The organism is Acinetobacter sp. NIPH 284, from assembly GCF_000369425.1.
In the GTDB taxonomy this organism is placed as follows: Bacteria; Pseudomonadota; Gammaproteobacteria; order Pseudomonadales; family Moraxellaceae; genus Acinetobacter.
Map to the genome: position 1 here is coordinate 486,591 of NZ_KB850010.1, position 15,956 is coordinate 502,546.

The 15,956-nt window shown below is 41.0% G+C and carries 12 protein-coding genes and 2 pseudogenes; 9 read left to right on the forward strand and 5 right to left on the reverse strand.

Going from position 1 to position 15,956, the window contains the following annotated elements; genetic code table 11:
• Positions 1-7: 7 nt before the first annotated feature.
• The 3 genes from nuoC to ndhC all read right to left on the reverse strand — a co-directional run bounded on the left by nuoC (position 8) and on the right by ndhC (position 3,116).
• Positions 8-1,795: an NADH-quinone oxidoreductase subunit C/D gene (gene nuoC / locus F908_RS05440; protein WP_005158629.1), complete on the reverse strand. Its 1,788-nt coding sequence runs from the start codon at positions 1,793-1,795 to the stop codon at positions 8-10.
• Positions 1,796-1,880: 85 nt separating this feature from the next.
• Complete coding sequence (locus F908_RS05445; protein WP_004638049.1) at positions 1,881-2,558, reverse strand: NuoB/complex I 20 kDa subunit family protein; 678 nt, start codon at positions 2,556-2,558, stop codon at positions 1,881-1,883.
• 6 nt (positions 2,559-2,564) lie between these two features.
• Positions 2,565-3,116 carry an NADH-quinone oxidoreductase subunit A gene (ndhC, locus tag F908_RS05450; RefSeq protein ID WP_004663758.1) on the reverse strand — a complete coding sequence of 184 codons (552 nt, stop codon included), beginning with the start codon at positions 3,114-3,116 and terminating at the stop codon, positions 2,565-2,567.
• 413 nt (positions 3,117-3,529) lie between these two features.
• Here ndhC and F908_RS15430 point away from each other — a divergent pair.
• Positions 3,530-3,706, forward strand: a pseudogene (locus F908_RS15430) (GGDEF domain-containing protein); the annotation flags it as partial.
• 122 nt (positions 3,707-3,828) lie between these two features.
• Positions 3,829-4,185, forward strand: coding sequence for a hypothetical protein (locus F908_RS05455; protein WP_005158632.1), 357 nt, complete (start codon positions 3,829-3,831; stop codon positions 4,183-4,185).
• A gap of 88 nt (positions 4,186-4,273) precedes the next feature.
• Here F908_RS05455 and bfmS read toward each other — a convergent pair whose 3' ends face one another.
• On the reverse strand, positions 4,274-5,914 hold the full coding sequence (gene bfmS / locus F908_RS05460) for a sensor histidine kinase BfmS (RefSeq protein ID WP_005158651.1): 1,641 nt from the start codon (positions 5,912-5,914) through the stop codon (positions 4,274-4,276).
• 40 nt (positions 5,915-5,954) lie between these two features.
• Positions 5,955-6,671 (reverse strand): response regulator transcription factor BfmR, encoded by a 717-nt coding sequence (gene bfmR / locus F908_RS05465; RefSeq protein WP_004655457.1) that lies wholly within the window; start codon positions 6,669-6,671, stop codon positions 5,955-5,957.
• Between the two features lie 546 nt (positions 6,672-7,217).
• On the opposite strand from bfmR, the gene F908_RS05470 reads away from it, so the two are divergent.
• From F908_RS05470 to F908_RS05495, 7 genes and pseudogenes are all read left to right on the forward strand, one after another.
• Complete coding sequence (locus tag F908_RS05470; RefSeq protein ID WP_005158654.1) at positions 7,218-10,052, forward strand: ribonucleoside-diphosphate reductase subunit alpha; 2,835 nt, start codon at positions 7,218-7,220, stop codon at positions 10,050-10,052.
• Positions 10,053-10,123: 71 nt separating this feature from the next.
• Positions 10,124-10,252 (forward strand): hypothetical protein, encoded by a 129-nt coding sequence (locus F908_RS15440; RefSeq protein WP_005158656.1) that lies wholly within the window; start codon positions 10,124-10,126, stop codon positions 10,250-10,252.
• Positions 10,253-10,276: 24 nt separating this feature from the next.
• Complete coding sequence (locus F908_RS05475; RefSeq protein ID WP_005158659.1) at positions 10,277-10,741, forward strand: hypothetical protein; 465 nt, start codon at positions 10,277-10,279, stop codon at positions 10,739-10,741.
• Between the two features lie 41 nt (positions 10,742-10,782).
• Positions 10,783-12,066 carry a ribonucleotide-diphosphate reductase subunit beta gene (locus F908_RS05480; protein ID WP_005158660.1) on the forward strand — a complete coding sequence of 428 codons (1,284 nt, stop codon included), beginning with the start codon at positions 10,783-10,785 and terminating at the stop codon, positions 12,064-12,066.
• A gap of 336 nt (positions 12,067-12,402) precedes the next feature.
• On the forward strand, positions 12,403-14,043 hold the full coding sequence (gene mqo, locus F908_RS05485) for a malate dehydrogenase (quinone) (protein WP_005158661.1): 1,641 nt from the start codon (positions 12,403-12,405) through the stop codon (positions 14,041-14,043).
• A gap of 80 nt (positions 14,044-14,123) precedes the next feature.
• Positions 14,124-15,364, forward strand: a pseudogene (locus F908_RS05490) (MFS transporter).
• A gap of 38 nt (positions 15,365-15,402) precedes the next feature.
• Complete coding sequence (locus F908_RS05495) at positions 15,403-15,858, forward strand: hypothetical protein (RefSeq protein ID WP_005158674.1); 456 nt, start codon at positions 15,403-15,405, stop codon at positions 15,856-15,858.
• Positions 15,859-15,956 lie beyond the last annotated feature (98 nt).

The window sequence follows — 15,956 nt, forward strand, 5'->3', positions numbered from 1 at the left end:
TTTACCCCTAGCGATCCACGTCAGCCATAACCACGTCAATGGTCGCCAAATAAATGATCAAGTCAGAAACCAAACTGCCATTAATCACAGAAGGCATTTGCTGCAAATGTGTGAAGGTCGGTGTACGAATACGAGTACGGTAACTCATGGTTGACTTGTCTGAAGTCAAATAATAAGTGCTCGCACCTTTCACCACTTCAGTCATAAATGATGACTCACCTGCAGGCATGACAGGACCCCAAGATACGCTCAAGAAGTGCGTAATCAAGGTTTCAATATCTTGTAATGTCTTATCTTTTGGTGGTGGAACAGCCAGTGGATGATCCGCTTTATAAGGACCAGATGGCATGTTGTCCAAGCACTGTTGAATAATTTTCAACGACTCAGTAATTTCACGGAAGTGAACCAAGACACGTGCATATGCATCGCCTTCATATTCCACTGGAATATCAAAGTCGAAGTTTTCATAACCACTGTATGGACGATATTTACGAACGTCAAAGTCAATACCCGTTGCACGTAAACCAGTACCCGTTACACCCCAAGCCAACGCAGATTTAGCGTCGTATTGAGCAACATTGCGGGTACGACCAATAAATACTGAGTTTTTAAGTGCCGCAGTGTAGTACTCGTTCAAACGTTTTGGCATCCACTCTAGCAATTCTTTAACAAGTTTTTGCCAATTGTTTGGAAGGTCATGCGCCGTACCACCAATACGGAACCATGCTGGATGCATACGGTAACCCGTGATCGCTTCAACGATGTCATAGACTTTTTGACGGTCTGCGAACATATAGAACACAGGGGTCATACCACCCGCATCCTGAATCGCTGTACCACAGAATAATAAGTGGTTATTGATACGGAATAATTCGTTTAACATCACACGAATGACTTGCGCACGCTCAGGTACTTTAATACCAGCAAGCTGCTCAACTGCCATCACATAAGGCATGTTTTGCGCACAACCGCCCAAGTAGTCAACACGATCGGTATAAGGAATAAATGAATGCCATGTCTGACGTTCAGCCATCTTTTCCACACCACGGTGGTGATAACCAATATCAGGTACGCAATCTTTCACTTCTTCACCGTCCAACTGCAATACCACACGGAACGCACCGTGCGCAGATGGATGGTTAGGACCTAAGTTGAGGAACATGAAGTCTTCATCAGCGTTACCGCGTTTTAGACCCCAGTCTTCTGGTACGAAACGTAAGTGTTCTTGTTCGAAATCTTGTTTCGCTTGATCTTGCATATATGGCGTATATTCTGTCGCACGCGCAGAATATTCTTTACGCAACGGATGACCTTCCCAATAGGTTGGCAACAAGATACGACGGAGCATAGGATGCCCTGCGAAATCGATGCCAAACATATCGTAAGCTTCACGCTCGTACCAGTTGGCATTTGGCCAAATATTGGTTGCGGTTGGGATGCTTAAATCATTTTCATTTAATGCAACTTTAATACGAATATCACTATTACGCTCAAGCGATAACAAATGATAAAACACAGTAAAATCTGATGCTGGTAAACCATCACGGTGAACACGTAAACGCTCATCAACCGCAGATAAGTCAAACAGCATTACATAAGGACGTTCCACTTTACGGAGGAACATAAGGACTTCTTGCACGCGTGCGCGCTCAACCCAGACTGTTGGAAACTCTTCAAAAGTCGCCTGCACATAGAAGTTCTCACCAAATTTGGTTTTGAGCTCTTCTACGATTGCAAATGCTGGGCGTGAATCAACTTGCGTTGACTCTGGCATAGCAATGTCAGTTTCAGCCATTGGCTTGGCTTCCTATTTAATACAAATTCTGGCAATTTTCCCGATGATCATGTCTCTTCAGACATGTCACAATTCATCGTTCAAATTATTTAATTTCATCCATAGAGCGTAAGTTTTTCACCGCAATACGTTCCGCATTTTTACGATCGCGTTCTGGCATCATCTTTGGCTTATACACAGGCTGAAGATCATCACCAATCACCGCTGAAAGTGGACGGCGCTCTAGTTGAATTTGGTCTTGAAGTAACATCAATGCTTGGATCAATGCTTCTGGACGAGGTGGGCAACCTGGGATGTACACATCAACAGGAATAATTTTATCGACACCTTGTACTACAGAATAGATGTCGTACATACCACCAGAGTTCGCACAAGCACCCATAGAGATGACCCATTTAGGCTCAAGCATTTGTTCATACAAACGTTGAATTACAGGTGCCATTTTGACAAAGCAGGTTCCTGCAACAATCATTAAATCTGCTTGACGTGGTGAAGCACGAATAACCTCAGCACCAAAACGAGACAAGTCATGTACACCAGTTAAAGTCGTCGCATATTCAACATAACAGCATGATGTACCGAAGTTAAAAGGCCATAAAGAGTTTTTACGTCCCCAGTTCACTGCGGTATGCAACACATCTTCAAGACGTGTCATCATCACACTTTTATTCACTTCTTCCTCAAGAGGATCAGTTACGATTTGACGATCTTGTAATGGATACTGATCGGCATCTGGATTCGCACGGGTTAAAGTATATTTCATCCCGACTTACTCCTGTTCAAATGATGATGTAGTCGGTGTTTTAGACTTAACACGACCAGAAGACTGTGCTGGAATATGACCAGTAGGATCGACAACAAGCTCTTCAATATTATTGAATCGAGTAATGTCAGCAATATTCATATTCGGTGAACCAATTTTTGTTGTCACACCGGCAGATTTACGACGATCTACAGGTGCCCAATTCAGCGCGCCTACAGAAATTGCATAAACCAAAGCGATCAAAAGATCGACAACAAAAATAACGACCGTGGTAAATCCAAACCAACCTACTTCACGAACTGATGTCGACCATGCGTAGAGGTAAAGAGCTTCCAAGTCAAAGACAACGAAGAAAATTGCAACTAAATAGAATTTGGCTGACAAGCGGATACGAGCACCGCCCGCACCAACTACACCTGATTCAAACTGCTCTTGCTTCGCACGCCCCCATGCTTTACCCCCGAGGAGTAAGGGAACTGTAAGCATAAAAACGCAAAGAAATGTAACGCCGATCACGAAGGCGATAATCGCCCAATCGTATGGAGTAATGGCACTCATGCGGGGATAACTCCTGGCAGGCCTATTTTTAACAAAGAATGTATGTATTGGCCTTCAAATACACCAAACACAAAATTAATCCCGCCAATTGTACCTGATTTCTAATTTCTCATGCTAGTTGAAGCGCTTTAGTCTTTAGGATGATTTTGTTGATTAATTTCCTGATACGACCTAGATCGCTACAAATTCACCCTTAAAAATCGAATTATCAAATCGACTAACCAATGTTAATCATTTTTTTCTTTATTCTTGCGCCAAAAATATCCGCAACTTGTCATCAATGCTCAAAAATATTGCAGCATGAACTAAATCATTGCATTGATACAAATTTGTGCTGAAAATTTAAACAAAATTTATATAATAGCCCGACCTAATTTACCCCAAAGAAAAGTGTCAGCATTGAGGCTGTTCATACCTGTGCCGAACAGATTCGCCGACACATGAGCCAAACTCCTATTTCAATTGATCAATAGCAGCATTTTTTCATTCAGCTTAGCATTGGCCTGTGCATTTGCACGCCCGAAAATCACCAGCCGATTGAGCATTTATTCAAGCAGGCGGACAATGCGCTTTACCACGCAAAAAGATAGGGCCGAAATCAGGTTGTCATTTCGACATAATATGTTGCAATTCAGCTACATGCTTTAATTAACTTTATACACTATTTGGCCGAGAGATCGATATTCTAAAAGTAGCAAACAAGGAGAAAAATATGCATTTAGAATATACACATGACTCAGATTATTTCTTTTTTTCACAGCTGCTGATGCGGCACATTGAAAGTTATATTCAAAAACACCCTGATGCTGATAATGCAATTTTCGACCTAAGAGATATCTATGAAGTCTTTAGAGAAGACTTTGCGGCAACAACAACCAATCTTGAAAGTATTCTAAACATTGCTGATAGCTATAAAGTTGAAACATTAAATGGAGATCAACCATTGATTAAAAGTTATAAAATAGACGTAAAAAATAATTCATTACTTCTAGATTTTAATATAGATGCACTGAATGGCTTAAGGTCTGGTCATCCATTAATCGAGCCTGATTCATCTATTCATGAATAAGCAATATTTATGCTTCATAAAAAATTAAAGCCAAAGCTTGATGCTTTGGCTTTCTTATATTCTTCATACAAGCTTAAATGAATTAAAACTATTTTTTTATGTTTTGTTTATAACGCTTCGCTGGCCATGTCATGGTAAAACGTGCGCCACCTAAGTTAGGGCTTTGGTCTACCATAATATCTCCACCGAACCAATACGCGATACGACTCACGATTGATAAACCCAAACCATACCCACCTGATGCGCGTGTACGACTATCATCCAAACGAGCAAAGGCTTCAAAAATACGTGCGCGCTCTTGCTCTGGAATGCCCGGCCCATCGTCCTCTACACAGACATATGCCTTACCATCAGCACGAACACCACCACTAATTCGAACTTTATGATCGCAATAACGAACGGCATTTCCAACCAAGTTTTGTACCACACGATGCAAATAGCGACGTTCAGCATCTACAGATAATGACAACGGCGGTGCAATTAACTCAATTTCTTTTTGAGTCTTCAGTGCTTCAGTTTCCATTGCAACCTGATCAAGTACTTCGACCAGCACAAGGTCCTCAAAGTCCAAAGATGGTGTACCCTGCTCCAGTTTCGCATAGGTCATGATTTCATCAATCAGGGTATTGAGTGCCTCAATATCCTTATCAATCATCTCCACCTGCTGAATACGGTAACTATAGTCATCCTCTTCTGCCAGCATCTCCATACCAAAGCGGATACGCGCCACAGGCGTTCTGAGTTCATGCGACACTGCGCGCATTAATTCCCGTTGCGCCTCAATCAGGCGCTGGATATGGTCTGACATATTGTTATAACTTGATGCCAAATTTGCCATTTCATCTGTGCCTTCAATCGGAACACGTAATGACAGGTCACCCGATTTCATTTTATTCAGGGCATGACGAACCTGACGAATTTTCCGCTCAAGCGGTAGAATTAAACCGTAAACACCTAGACTTAATAAGAATAAGCTAAATAAGGTAATACCTGCTGAAAGCTGAAAAGGCATCCAATTAAACATTGGAACTGGACCTAAGATAAGAACTTGTGCAGGATGGTTTGGCATTGGAGATACAATGGAGATGGTAGTACCACGTACAGTTGCACTATCCTTATATAACAGAATACTTTGGTCTTGACGTAAACGACCGATTTGCTCTGAATCTAGATTAATATCTTTAATATTGGCAATCGTAATCGGATAGTAAAAATGTTTTTTAATTCTTTCTAAATATTCACGCTCTTGCCCCGGATAAAAAATCAAATAATCCAGTACAAAAATTGGCAATGCCTTCATTTGGCGCTCGCCGAGCTTATCCACTTTGATATAAAGATAATGTTTCGCATCATCTTTCAAACCAATAATGATATAACCCACACCATTATTGGCATCATAACGAACCACCGATTTCTGCTCAGCAATCCGCTTTTTCTCAGTACGAGAAAGCTCTACACGTGCTGCATCAACATAGTAGATTGGAAGTTCTAGTAAATCGGAAGCATCAGAAATCCAATCTAGCTTTTGTTGTTTTTGAGGCTGTCGAGATACCCCCTCACTGATGACATATGAAATACCATCCGTCAGATATTCACGATATTCTTGCGCGCGTTGATAGTTGATGACCTGTACCAGCAAATAACAAAATGCGGCAACAACAACAACTAAAACCACTAATCCAGCATAAATTCGCAAGAAAATGCTGTTTTTTAGTACTCGACTTACCATAAGGGAAATAAATCCAAGCTAATTTAAAGCAAGATGCAAATTATATCCCGTTAGTTTCTTTAACGAATAAATAACCTTTGCTACGCACAGTTTTGATACGTTTTGGATTTTCTGGATCATCACCAATTTTTGGACGAATACGTGAAATACGCACATCGATCGAACGGTCTTGACCATCGTATTCAATACCACGGAGACGCTCAAAAATATCTTCACGAGATAAGATGCGCCCTGCGTTTGAAGCTAGTAACCACAACAAGTCATATTCAGCGCTCGTAAAATCAACCAGCTCACCGTTTAAAGTCACTGAACGACCACCGTTATCAATCACGAGATCATCAAACTCGATACGTTGAGCAACTTCGTCTTCAACTGTTTTATCAGTACGACGTAATAAAGCACGAATACGAGCTAATAAAACACGTGGTTGAACGGGTTTAGCAACATAGTCATCTGCACCCATTTCTAAACCAAGTACCTGATCCATATCTTCTGTACGCGCTGTCAACATCAAGATCGGTTGATGGTAATGTGGACGAACTTCTCGACAAACGGTTAAACCATCTGCACCTGGTAACATCACATCCAAGACAACTAAATCTGGTTGCTCACTGATAATACGGCGAATCGCACGATTACCATCTGTTTCGACCCCAACTTCTAAACCGTTACGAATCAAATACTCTTGTGTTAAGCGAGCTAAACGTTCGTCATCTTCAACGATCAAAATTTTTGGTAACTTTTCTTCTTGGCTCATTTGTATGCCCCTACAATTAGAGTGAATCTATCTATAAAAATCTGACAGATACATTGGTTTATGTTTTGCAATATACACACGTTTACATTGTAAACAAGTAGGCGTTCACCAAACTGATACACGGCTAAGCACTTTTGTTATATTTTTATTAATATGATGAATTTTAATGTCTTTTTCAGAATTACATGCTTGTTATAAACAACATGGATATTGAGTATAAATTTTGTACCAGTATTAAACAATTTGTTTCTTTGCGCTTCCGAAATAATTTAAGTGTTTGTTTTTTGACTTATCCACAGAGTTATCTATAAGCCTTTCTTAATGGCTTTGTTATGCTATGTGCCTGTGAATTCAGCAGTTAAGACATGAAAAAAAAATTACCAAAATGTCAAGGATTGATCTGCTGTAAAAAATCCCGTATCTTGTGTTGAAAATAAACTTTAACCACTAAGTATTGTGTTTATCCCTCAAACATCGTGACATATTCTGTACACGGTTCAAACGGTCTATGAACATAAAAATAGATGATAATGGAGCTATGCTGACATGAGCATCATCACTTCCGCACCTGGCCAAATTCAGGTTATTAAGCGCACTGGAGAAATCGCGACATTTAATGCCGAAAAGATTTCTGTTGCGATTGGAAAAGCCTTTTTAGCTGTTGAGGGTCAGCAGGGAGCCGACTCAAGTCGTATCCATGACCGTATTGAGCAACTTACAGAAATGGTGCTGAATACCTTTAACCGCCGCTTACCGTCAGGTGGCACAATTCATATCGAAGAAATTCAAGACCAAGTTGAATTAGCACTGATGCGTACAGGCGAGCAAAAAGTTGCACGTGCCTACGTTATTTATCGTGAACAACGTGCCACTGCTCGTCAGCAAGCAGGTGCGAACCATCATCCTACCCTTCAAATCACTGATGCTCATGGACAGCTCCAACCATTAGACCTCGGTGTACTTACAGCGACAATCGAAACAGCAAGTGAAGGTTTGGAAGGGATTGATGTTCAAGCGATCGTCGATGAGACCGTTAAAAATTTATACAACGGTGTAAAAGAAAGCGACATCGCAACGACCATGATGATGGCAACACGTACTCGTATCGAGCAAGAGCCAAACTATACGTATGTGACTGCACGCTTATTACGTAATGAGCTAGTGAGCACAGGTTTAGAGTTCTTAGGTCTATCTACAGACACATTGGAAAATGATGCTTTAGAACCTTTCTTGAAGAAAGGGATCGAGCTTGATCTTTTATCTCCTGATCTTCTTAATTTTGACCTTGCTAAATTATCAGCAGCGATTCAACCTGAACGCTCAAATCAATTTACCTATCTAGGCCTACAAACTTTATTCGATCGTTACTTCATTCATTCAAATGGCGTACGTTTTGAATTACCGCAATTATTCTTTATGCGTGTTTCAATGGGTCTCGCACTCAATGAAGAAAATAAAGAAGAGCGTGCAATCGAGTTCTATAACTTATTATCTAGCTTCGATTACATGGCATCTACGCCAACGCTATTTAACTCAGGTACATTACGCCCACAATTATCAAGCTGTTACTTAACAACTATTGGTGATGACCTGTATGACATTTATGGTGCAATGCGTGATAACGCTATGCTATCAAAATGGGCAGGCGGTTTAGGAAATGACTGGACACCTGTTCGTGCGTTGAACTCGTATATCAAAGGCACAAACGGTAAATCACAAGGTGTTGTTCCATTCCTGAAAGTTGCAAACGATACCGCTGTTGCGGTAAACCAAGGTGGTAAGCGTAAAGGTGCAGTTTGTGCATACCTCGAAACTTGGCACTTGGATGTTGAAGAATTCCTAGAGCTACGTAAAAACACAGGTGATGATCGTCGCCGTACACATGACATGAACACAGCAAACTGGGTTCCTGATTTATTTATGCAACGTGTATTTGAAGATGCTGAATGGACACTATTCACACCTTCTGAAACACCAGACTTGCATGATTTAACGGGTGCTGAATTTGCTGAGCGTTATGCACACTACGAAGCTGTAGCAAAACAAGAAAACATGCTGCACAAGAAAGTCCGTGCCAAAGACTTATGGCGCAAAATGCTTTCGATGTTATTCGAAACAGGTCATCCGTGGATCACATTCAAAGACGTATGTAACTTACGTTCACCACAACAACACGTTGGCGTAGTGCACTCATCTAACTTATGTACTGAAATTACCCTCAATACTAACCAAGATGAAATTGCGGTGTGTAACTTGGGTTCAATCAACCTTGTGCAACACGTTCAAGGTGGTGTGTTAGACCGTGAAAAATTAGCACGTACTATTAAAACTGCAGTACGTATGCTCGACAACGTCATCGACATCAACTACTACGCTGTTCCACAAGCGAAGAACTCGAACCTGAAACACCGCCCTGTGGGTATGGGTATCATGGGCTTCCAGGATGCACTTTATGAAATGGGCATTGCTTATGGTTCAGATGCAGCAGTTGAATTTGCTGATGAATCAATGGAAGTGATCAGCTATTACGCGATTCAAACATCTAGCGACTTGGCGGTTGAGCGTGGTACTTACGAAACATTTAAAGGTTCATTGTGGGATCAAGGTATCTTGCCAATCGACTCTTTAGAAATTGTTGCGAAATCTCGTCCAGAGCGTATGTTCGAAGTTGATCGTACACAACGTTTAGATTGGGATAGCTTACGTGCCAAAGTTCAAAAAGACGGTATGCGTAACTCGAATGTGATGGCAATTGCACCGACTGCAACCATTTCAAACATTTGTGGCGTGTCTCAATCAATTGAGCCAACATTCCAGAACTTGTATGTGAAATCTAACCTTTCTGGTGAATTCACTGTAATCAACCCTTACCTTGTCCGTGCATTAAAAGAACGTGGTCTGTGGGACACTGTGATGGTGAATGACCTGAAACACTTCGAAGGTTCAGTACAAAAGATTGCACGCATTCCTGAAGAGTTAAAAGCGATCTTCGCAACTGCGTTTGAAGTGGATACACGTTGGATCGTAGATGCTGCATCTCGTCGTCAAAAGTGGATCGATCAAGCACAGTCATTGAACCTTTACATCGCTGGCGCGAATGGTAAGAAACTTGACATCACGTATAAGATGGCATGGTTACGTGGTCTTAAAACGACGTATTACCTCCGAGCTTTAGGTGCAACATCTGCTGAGAAATCAACAATTAATACTGGTGCATTGAATGCAGTTAAACCAGCATCAGTTGAGGCTCCTGTCGTTGTAGCTAAAGCGGTTGAGGAGAAGAAACCAGAAGCTCAAGTTGAAGAAGATGGTTTCACTACAGCAGCACCTGTACCAATGGCTTGTTCAATCGACAATCCAGATTGTGAAGCTTGTCAGTAATTAGATCTTGGAGAAACCCCTCTTAAATAAAGTAGGGTTTATTTAAGATTTAAAGGAAAGAGGCAAGGATTATGTTCAATATTAGCCATAACTACATGTTAGGACTAGCTGTTTTAATCTTTGCCTTTATTTTCTTTTATGTACCAATGGTCTATGCATTTTTAGCCATTCGGAAACAACAGCGTAAGCAAGATCAATAAAGTGCTTTATTGGGAAGTAGAACTATGCTTCAAACTGATTTAGAACGATATGCTAATGCTCCTGCTGTTTTAGTACAGATTTATGTCGATCGGATAGTACTTCATTATCCATCTTCTACAGAATATCTAACTGAATGTGCACAGTTTTCACATCCACGTTCGTTATTAGGTGATTTTAGTATCGCTGAAACTACATTAACGCAGTTACTCAAACGTGGTGGTGGCGATTTTAAGTATTTAGCTCCTTATATGTTTATTCAAGCAATGGAGCGAATGGAATTTGGTTTAACACAAGTAGAAATACGAGCATTACAAGAGCTAGGGCTAAGTAGCGGGGCAAGAGCGATTGCCATTTATGATGAAACAGGCAAATTATTAACGCCAAACTCACTTCCCGCAACTATCAATCTCAAACGTTTAGCGATGATGGGATTGATTATTACCCTTTTTGTTTTGCTGTGTTTCTTATGCGCCATTTTCATTTTTTAAAACTGCAATGTAAATAAATTAAGATTATAGTGAGATTAAATATGTCTATCCTTAGCTGGGACGATTTTGAAGATGATACGCAAAAACCGACTGCACCTGAACACAAGTCTGCGTCCCTCGACTCGCAAAAAACGGTTAATACGCAGGTGGTATCTAATGCAGAGCAACCATCGCCGCGCGTGGCAGTTGCACAACCCACTGGAACCAGTGCCAACCGAGCAACAAATCCAACCGATTCGTTGGCTAGAGCATCTGCAGCCCTAGATCATTTGGACGTTGCACCGGGCTTAGAAGAGCTTGAAATGGGTGCACAGCGCGTACAAGTTGATGATAAAGCCATGATCAACTGTCGTGCCGACTTGAACCAGCTTGTTCCATTTAAATATGAGTGGGCTTGGCAAAAGTATCTTGACGGGTGTGCAAACCACTGGATGCCGCAAGAAGTGAACATGAACCATGACATCGCGCTTTGGAAGTCTGAAAATGGCTTAACAGAAGATGAGCGTACCATTGTCATGCGCTCTTTAGGTTTCTTCTCAACTGCAGATTCGTTGGTTGCAAACAACTTGGTCTTGGCGATCTATCGCCACATCACCAACCCAGAATGCCGCCAGTACATTTTGCGTCAAGCATTTGAAGAAGCGATTCATACACATGCGTATCAATACTGTATTGAATCTTTAGGTATGGATGAAGGCGAAGTCTTTAACATGTACCGTGAGATTCCAAGTGTTGCACGTAAAGCATCATGGGGCTTGAAATATACACAATCTTTAAGTGATCCTACATTCCATACAGGAACACCTGAAAACGACCAACGCTTACTTCGTAACTTGATCGCATTCTACTGTGTATTAGAAGGTATTTTCTTCTACTGTGGTTTTACTCAAATCTTGAGTATGGGTCGTCGCAACAAGATGAATGGTGTTGCTGAGCAATTCCAATACATCCTACGTGATGAATCTATGCACTTGAACTTTGGTATTGATATGATCAACCAAATCAAGATTGAGAACCCTCACCTTTGGACTGCCGAATTCCAACAAGAAGTCATTCAAATGATTCTTGAAGGTACAATGCTTGAGATCGAATACGCACGTGATACGATGCCACGTGGTGTATTGGGTATGAATGCAAGCATGATGGAAGAATACTTGAAATTCATCTGTAACCGTCGTTTATCGCAACTTGGTTTACCAGAGCAATTCGCTGGTGTAACAAACCCATTTGCATGGATGTCTGAGATGATGGACTTGCGTAAAGAGAAGAATTTCTTTGAAACGCGCGTTACGGATTACCAAACTGGTGGTGCTTTAAGCTGGTAAGGTCATTTACCGAGTGGAAAAAGGCTGTCATTAGACAGCCTTTTTTTAATGGTTATAAATATTAAATGTCCCTTTAAGCTACAAAACTTAGATTGACTAGAACAAGAAACAATAAGACCTATAATCTACCATTCAAAATGACTTGAATAATACATATTGCAACATTTGGTATACCAAAATCCTTTCTATTTTAAAGTAAAATTCACGAACTTTTTCTCCAAACATCAGTCAAGACAACCCTTTTACTGATGTGCCTTGATTGCGCCAATTCTTATTGAAATCCTTTCTCTCTATATTACCCATATAGGGAGTCATTTAATTTTTAAGGTAAATTGAATGAAAAAATTCTGGAAGTATTTATTAGTACTATTACTGGTACTAATAGTGATTGCTATTGCCTTTCTTTTTAGACCGATTACGTCTAAGGCAATTAAAACGAAAAATGATGAAACTGTTGTTGATGCTGTATTGGTCGGCGGTGGAATCATGAGTGCCACACTTGGTACTTACCTCAACGAGTTACAACCTGACTGGAACATCCGCATGTATGAACGTCTTGATGCAGTCGCACAAGAAAGTTCAAATGGCTTTAACAATGCGGGTACAGGACACTCTGGCTTTATGGAAATGAACTATACCGAAGAAAAAGACGGTAAAATGGACATTTCTAAAGCGGTTAAAGTGGCAAGCCAATTCGAAATTGCTAAGCAATTCTGGGCTTATCAAGTGAAACAAGGTGTATTAGAAACACCAAGTACATTCATTAACCCAGTACCACACATTGCATTCGTATGGGGCGATAACGTGAACTTCATGGAAAAGCGTTATGCTGCCATGATTCAAAATCCGTTATTCGCTGGCATGAAATTGAGTGAGGACAAAGCCGAAATTCAGCAGTGGGCACCATTGGTGATGGACGGTCGTGATCCTCAGCAAAAAGTGGCTGCAACTCGTATGGACGTTGGTTCTGACGTGAACTACGGTGCAATCACCAAGCAATTGATTAACAATCTCGAGAAAAGTCCAAACTTTAAACTCAGAACTTCGACTGAAGTCACTGGGATTAGTAAGAATGACGATAATACTTGGTCTGTTGCATTCAAAGATGTCAAATCTGGTGAAGTCAGTCATGTAAAAACACGTTTCGTGTTTATTGGTGCTGGCGGTGCTGCAATTAAATTATTGCAAATGACTGGTTTACCAGAAGCGCAACAATATGCGGGTTTCCCTGTGGGTGGTGAGTTCCTTGTGACTGACAATCCTGCGGTAACAGCAAAACACACAGCCAAGGTCTATGGTCGTGCTGATCTGGGTGCACCTCCAATGTCTGTTCCACATATCGATACCCGTTATATCGACGGTAAAAAATATGTGTTGTTTGGCCCATTTGCAACCTATTCAAACAAGTTCCTGAAAAATGGTTCACAGCTTGATTTGCTTGCATCGACCAACAAAAACAACGTCTTGCCTATGGCTGCAATTGGTCTACAAAATGCTGATCTTGTTCAGTATCTGGTGAGCCAAGTGTTGATGTCTGATGCAGATCGTTTCAACGAGTTGAAAAAATACTACCCTGAAGCTGATCCAAAAGACTGGCATTTACAACAAGGTGGTCAACGCGTTCAGATCATCAAAAAAGAACCGGGCAAACCTGCTAAATTACAATTCGGTACAGAAATCTTTGCCTCTAAAGACAAGTCTGTAACGGCATTGTTAGGTGCTTCTCCGGGTGCGTCAACTTCACCTTACATCATGCTCAACCTGCTTGAAAAAGCCTTCCCTAAGCAAACCAAAGGTGAATGGAATGCTAAGTTGCATGAAATCGTGCGTTCTTATGGTAAAGATCTTTCAACCGATCCAGCGTTGTTAGATCAAATCCGTCAGTACTCAAGTTCAACTTTGGGCTTGAACTATACGACTCCTGCTAACTTGGTTCCTGCCAAGAAAGTTGAAAAAGCGGAAGCTGTTGCGCAATAAGCAACGCCACACCCTTTGAAAATGGGAGGAGTTTTAGCTCCTCCCTTTTTCTTTATTTGTATGTTTTAAATCTACGCCTTATGTCCTCTGCTGTACCTCATTCTGCTTTTGCTGCATTTGCCAGTCGTGACTTCACGTTATTGACTGTCAATCAATGCTGTCTGACTTTTGCGGTACTAATTCAAGAAGTGCTGGTAGCCTTTCATCTCTATCAAATCACCAAAAATCCACTTTTCCTCGGTTTACTCGGGATCATGGATTTTTTACCTTTTATGGCGCTGTCTTTATGGGGTGGTTATATTGCTGATCGTTTTAATCGGCAGCGTATTTTACAAATCAGTTTTAGCTTTGCCATCCCCTTATCGATTGCTTTGTGGATCAGTTTTGATCTTTTCCACACCCAAACCATCAGTGCAAATTTATTATTAATCTCATCCTTGAGTATTTTATTTTTATTTGGCTGTATTCGCGGCATATACAGTCCCTGCTTTAATTCTTTACGTCCTTTTGTCGTACCCGAACATTTGTATACTAATGCAGCAACATGGACCAGCATGTGCTGGCAAGCTTGCGGCATACTTGCACCCGTGGTTGGCGGTTTTCTATTGGCACATCTGGATTTGGATATTACTTTTAGCGTCATCGTGGCACTTTTTTTAAGTGGCAGTATTGCCCTCTGGTGTTTGCAAAAACGAGATTTTCCTCAAATCCAAACAGAATCGGTAACTCAAAGTCTAAAAGACGCAATACAATTTATTTTTAAAACCAAAATTATTTTTTGGGCGATGTTTCTCGATCTCGGCTCTGTTTTCTTTGGCGGCATCATCGCACTACTGCCCATTTTTGCCCAAGATATTTTGCATGTCGGTGCCGATGGTTTTGGTCTGTTACGCGCTGCGCCTGCATTTGGTGGCTTGGTCATGATGCTGATCTTGGTGCGTTACCCGCCCAAATCCAGACCGTGGCAGATCATGCTGATTGCCGTCACTGGCTTTGCACTATGCACCTTGTTATTTGCTGTTACCAGACACCTCTATTTTTCGATCGCAGTTCTCATTATTATGGGGCATGTGACAGCATTAACATAATTATCCGTCAAACGATTCTACAACTGATTCCACCCAAGGACATGCTTGGACGTGTCGCTGCCATTAATGGCATCTTTGTCACCTCGAGTAATGAACTGGGTGCATTGCAGTCCAGTGTGATGACACGCTTTTTTAGCGTGGTGCCCGCTATGTTGATTGGCGGTTCACTGTCTTTGTTCTGTGTACTACTGACCAAGATCAAAACCAAAGATTTATTGAAGTTTCGTTTTTAATCCCCCAAACAAACAGCTATTTAAAAAACCAATATCATATGAAACACACTTTGCCCGAATCTTCAGGTCCCTCCAAATTTATTATTTTTTCCGTTTTTATATGGCTAGTGCTGATGTGGCTACAGTCGACCTATATTGTCATTATCGGGGGTCAAGCCTATCTGTTCTGGACTTCTTTGGGTCTGTTGATTCTGAACGTACTCAGCTTGCGCCCCAACATCTTAAAAAATCGAATTGCTCTGGCGATTACAGCACTACTGTTGCTCTATCTGGGCTTTCACTCTTTATTTTGTACCTATTTGATCATCACTTTTTACTTTATTTTCTATTTATATGCGGGTGAATATAAACATAAACACGCCATTAAGTTGATCAGCCTGTTTTTGATCATGATCGTTTTTGCAATCTACCAAAGCCAATCACTGCATGAACTGAAAAGCCATTATGCAAACTATGAAACGGGTGAAACATGGCAAAAATATGGTGCGCTATAAACCCTAACATTTATGTTTTTTGTGTTCTTGATCAAATCATTTTTTCTATATGTAACCATAAACTGAAGTGTATCCTGCAAAGTCAGTTGAGCAGGTTT

Bases quoted from the DNA above. Each gene is read 5' to 3' on its own strand.
- F908_RS05455 (WP_005158632.1), top strand. From the start codon at position 3,829: ATGCATTTAGAATATACACATGACTCAGATTATTTCTTTTTTTCACAG.
- F908_RS05475 (WP_005158659.1), top strand. From the start codon at position 10,277: ATGCTTCAAACTGATTTAGAACGATATGCTAATGCTCCTGCTGTTTTA.
- F908_RS15440 (WP_005158656.1), top strand. From the start codon at position 10,124: ATGTTCAATATTAGCCATAACTACATGTTAGGACTAGCTGTTTTAATC.
- F908_RS05495 (WP_005158674.1), top strand. From the start codon at position 15,403: ATGAAACACACTTTGCCCGAATCTTCAGGTCCCTCCAAATTTATTATT.
- F908_RS05445 (WP_004638049.1), bottom strand. From the start codon at position 2,558: ATGAAATATACTTTAACCCGTGCGAATCCAGATGCCGATCAGTATCCA.
- F908_RS05480 (WP_005158660.1), top strand. From the start codon at position 10,783: ATGTCTATCCTTAGCTGGGACGATTTTGAAGATGATACGCAAAAACCG.
- bfmS (WP_005158651.1), bottom strand. From the start codon at position 5,914: ATGGTAAGTCGAGTACTAAAAAACAGCATTTTCTTGCGAATTTATGCT.
- mqo (WP_005158661.1), top strand. From the start codon at position 12,403: ATGAAAAAATTCTGGAAGTATTTATTAGTACTATTACTGGTACTAATA.
- F908_RS05470 (WP_005158654.1), top strand. From the start codon at position 7,218: ATGAGCATCATCACTTCCGCACCTGGCCAAATTCAGGTTATTAAGCGC.
- ndhC (WP_004663758.1), bottom strand. From the start codon at position 3,116: ATGAGTGCCATTACTCCATACGATTGGGCGATTATCGCCTTCGTGATC.
- nuoC (WP_005158629.1), bottom strand. From the start codon at position 1,795: ATGGCTGAAACTGACATTGCTATGCCAGAGTCAACGCAAGTTGATTCA.
- bfmR (WP_004655457.1), bottom strand. From the start codon at position 6,671: ATGAGCCAAGAAGAAAAGTTACCAAAAATTTTGATCGTTGAAGATGAC.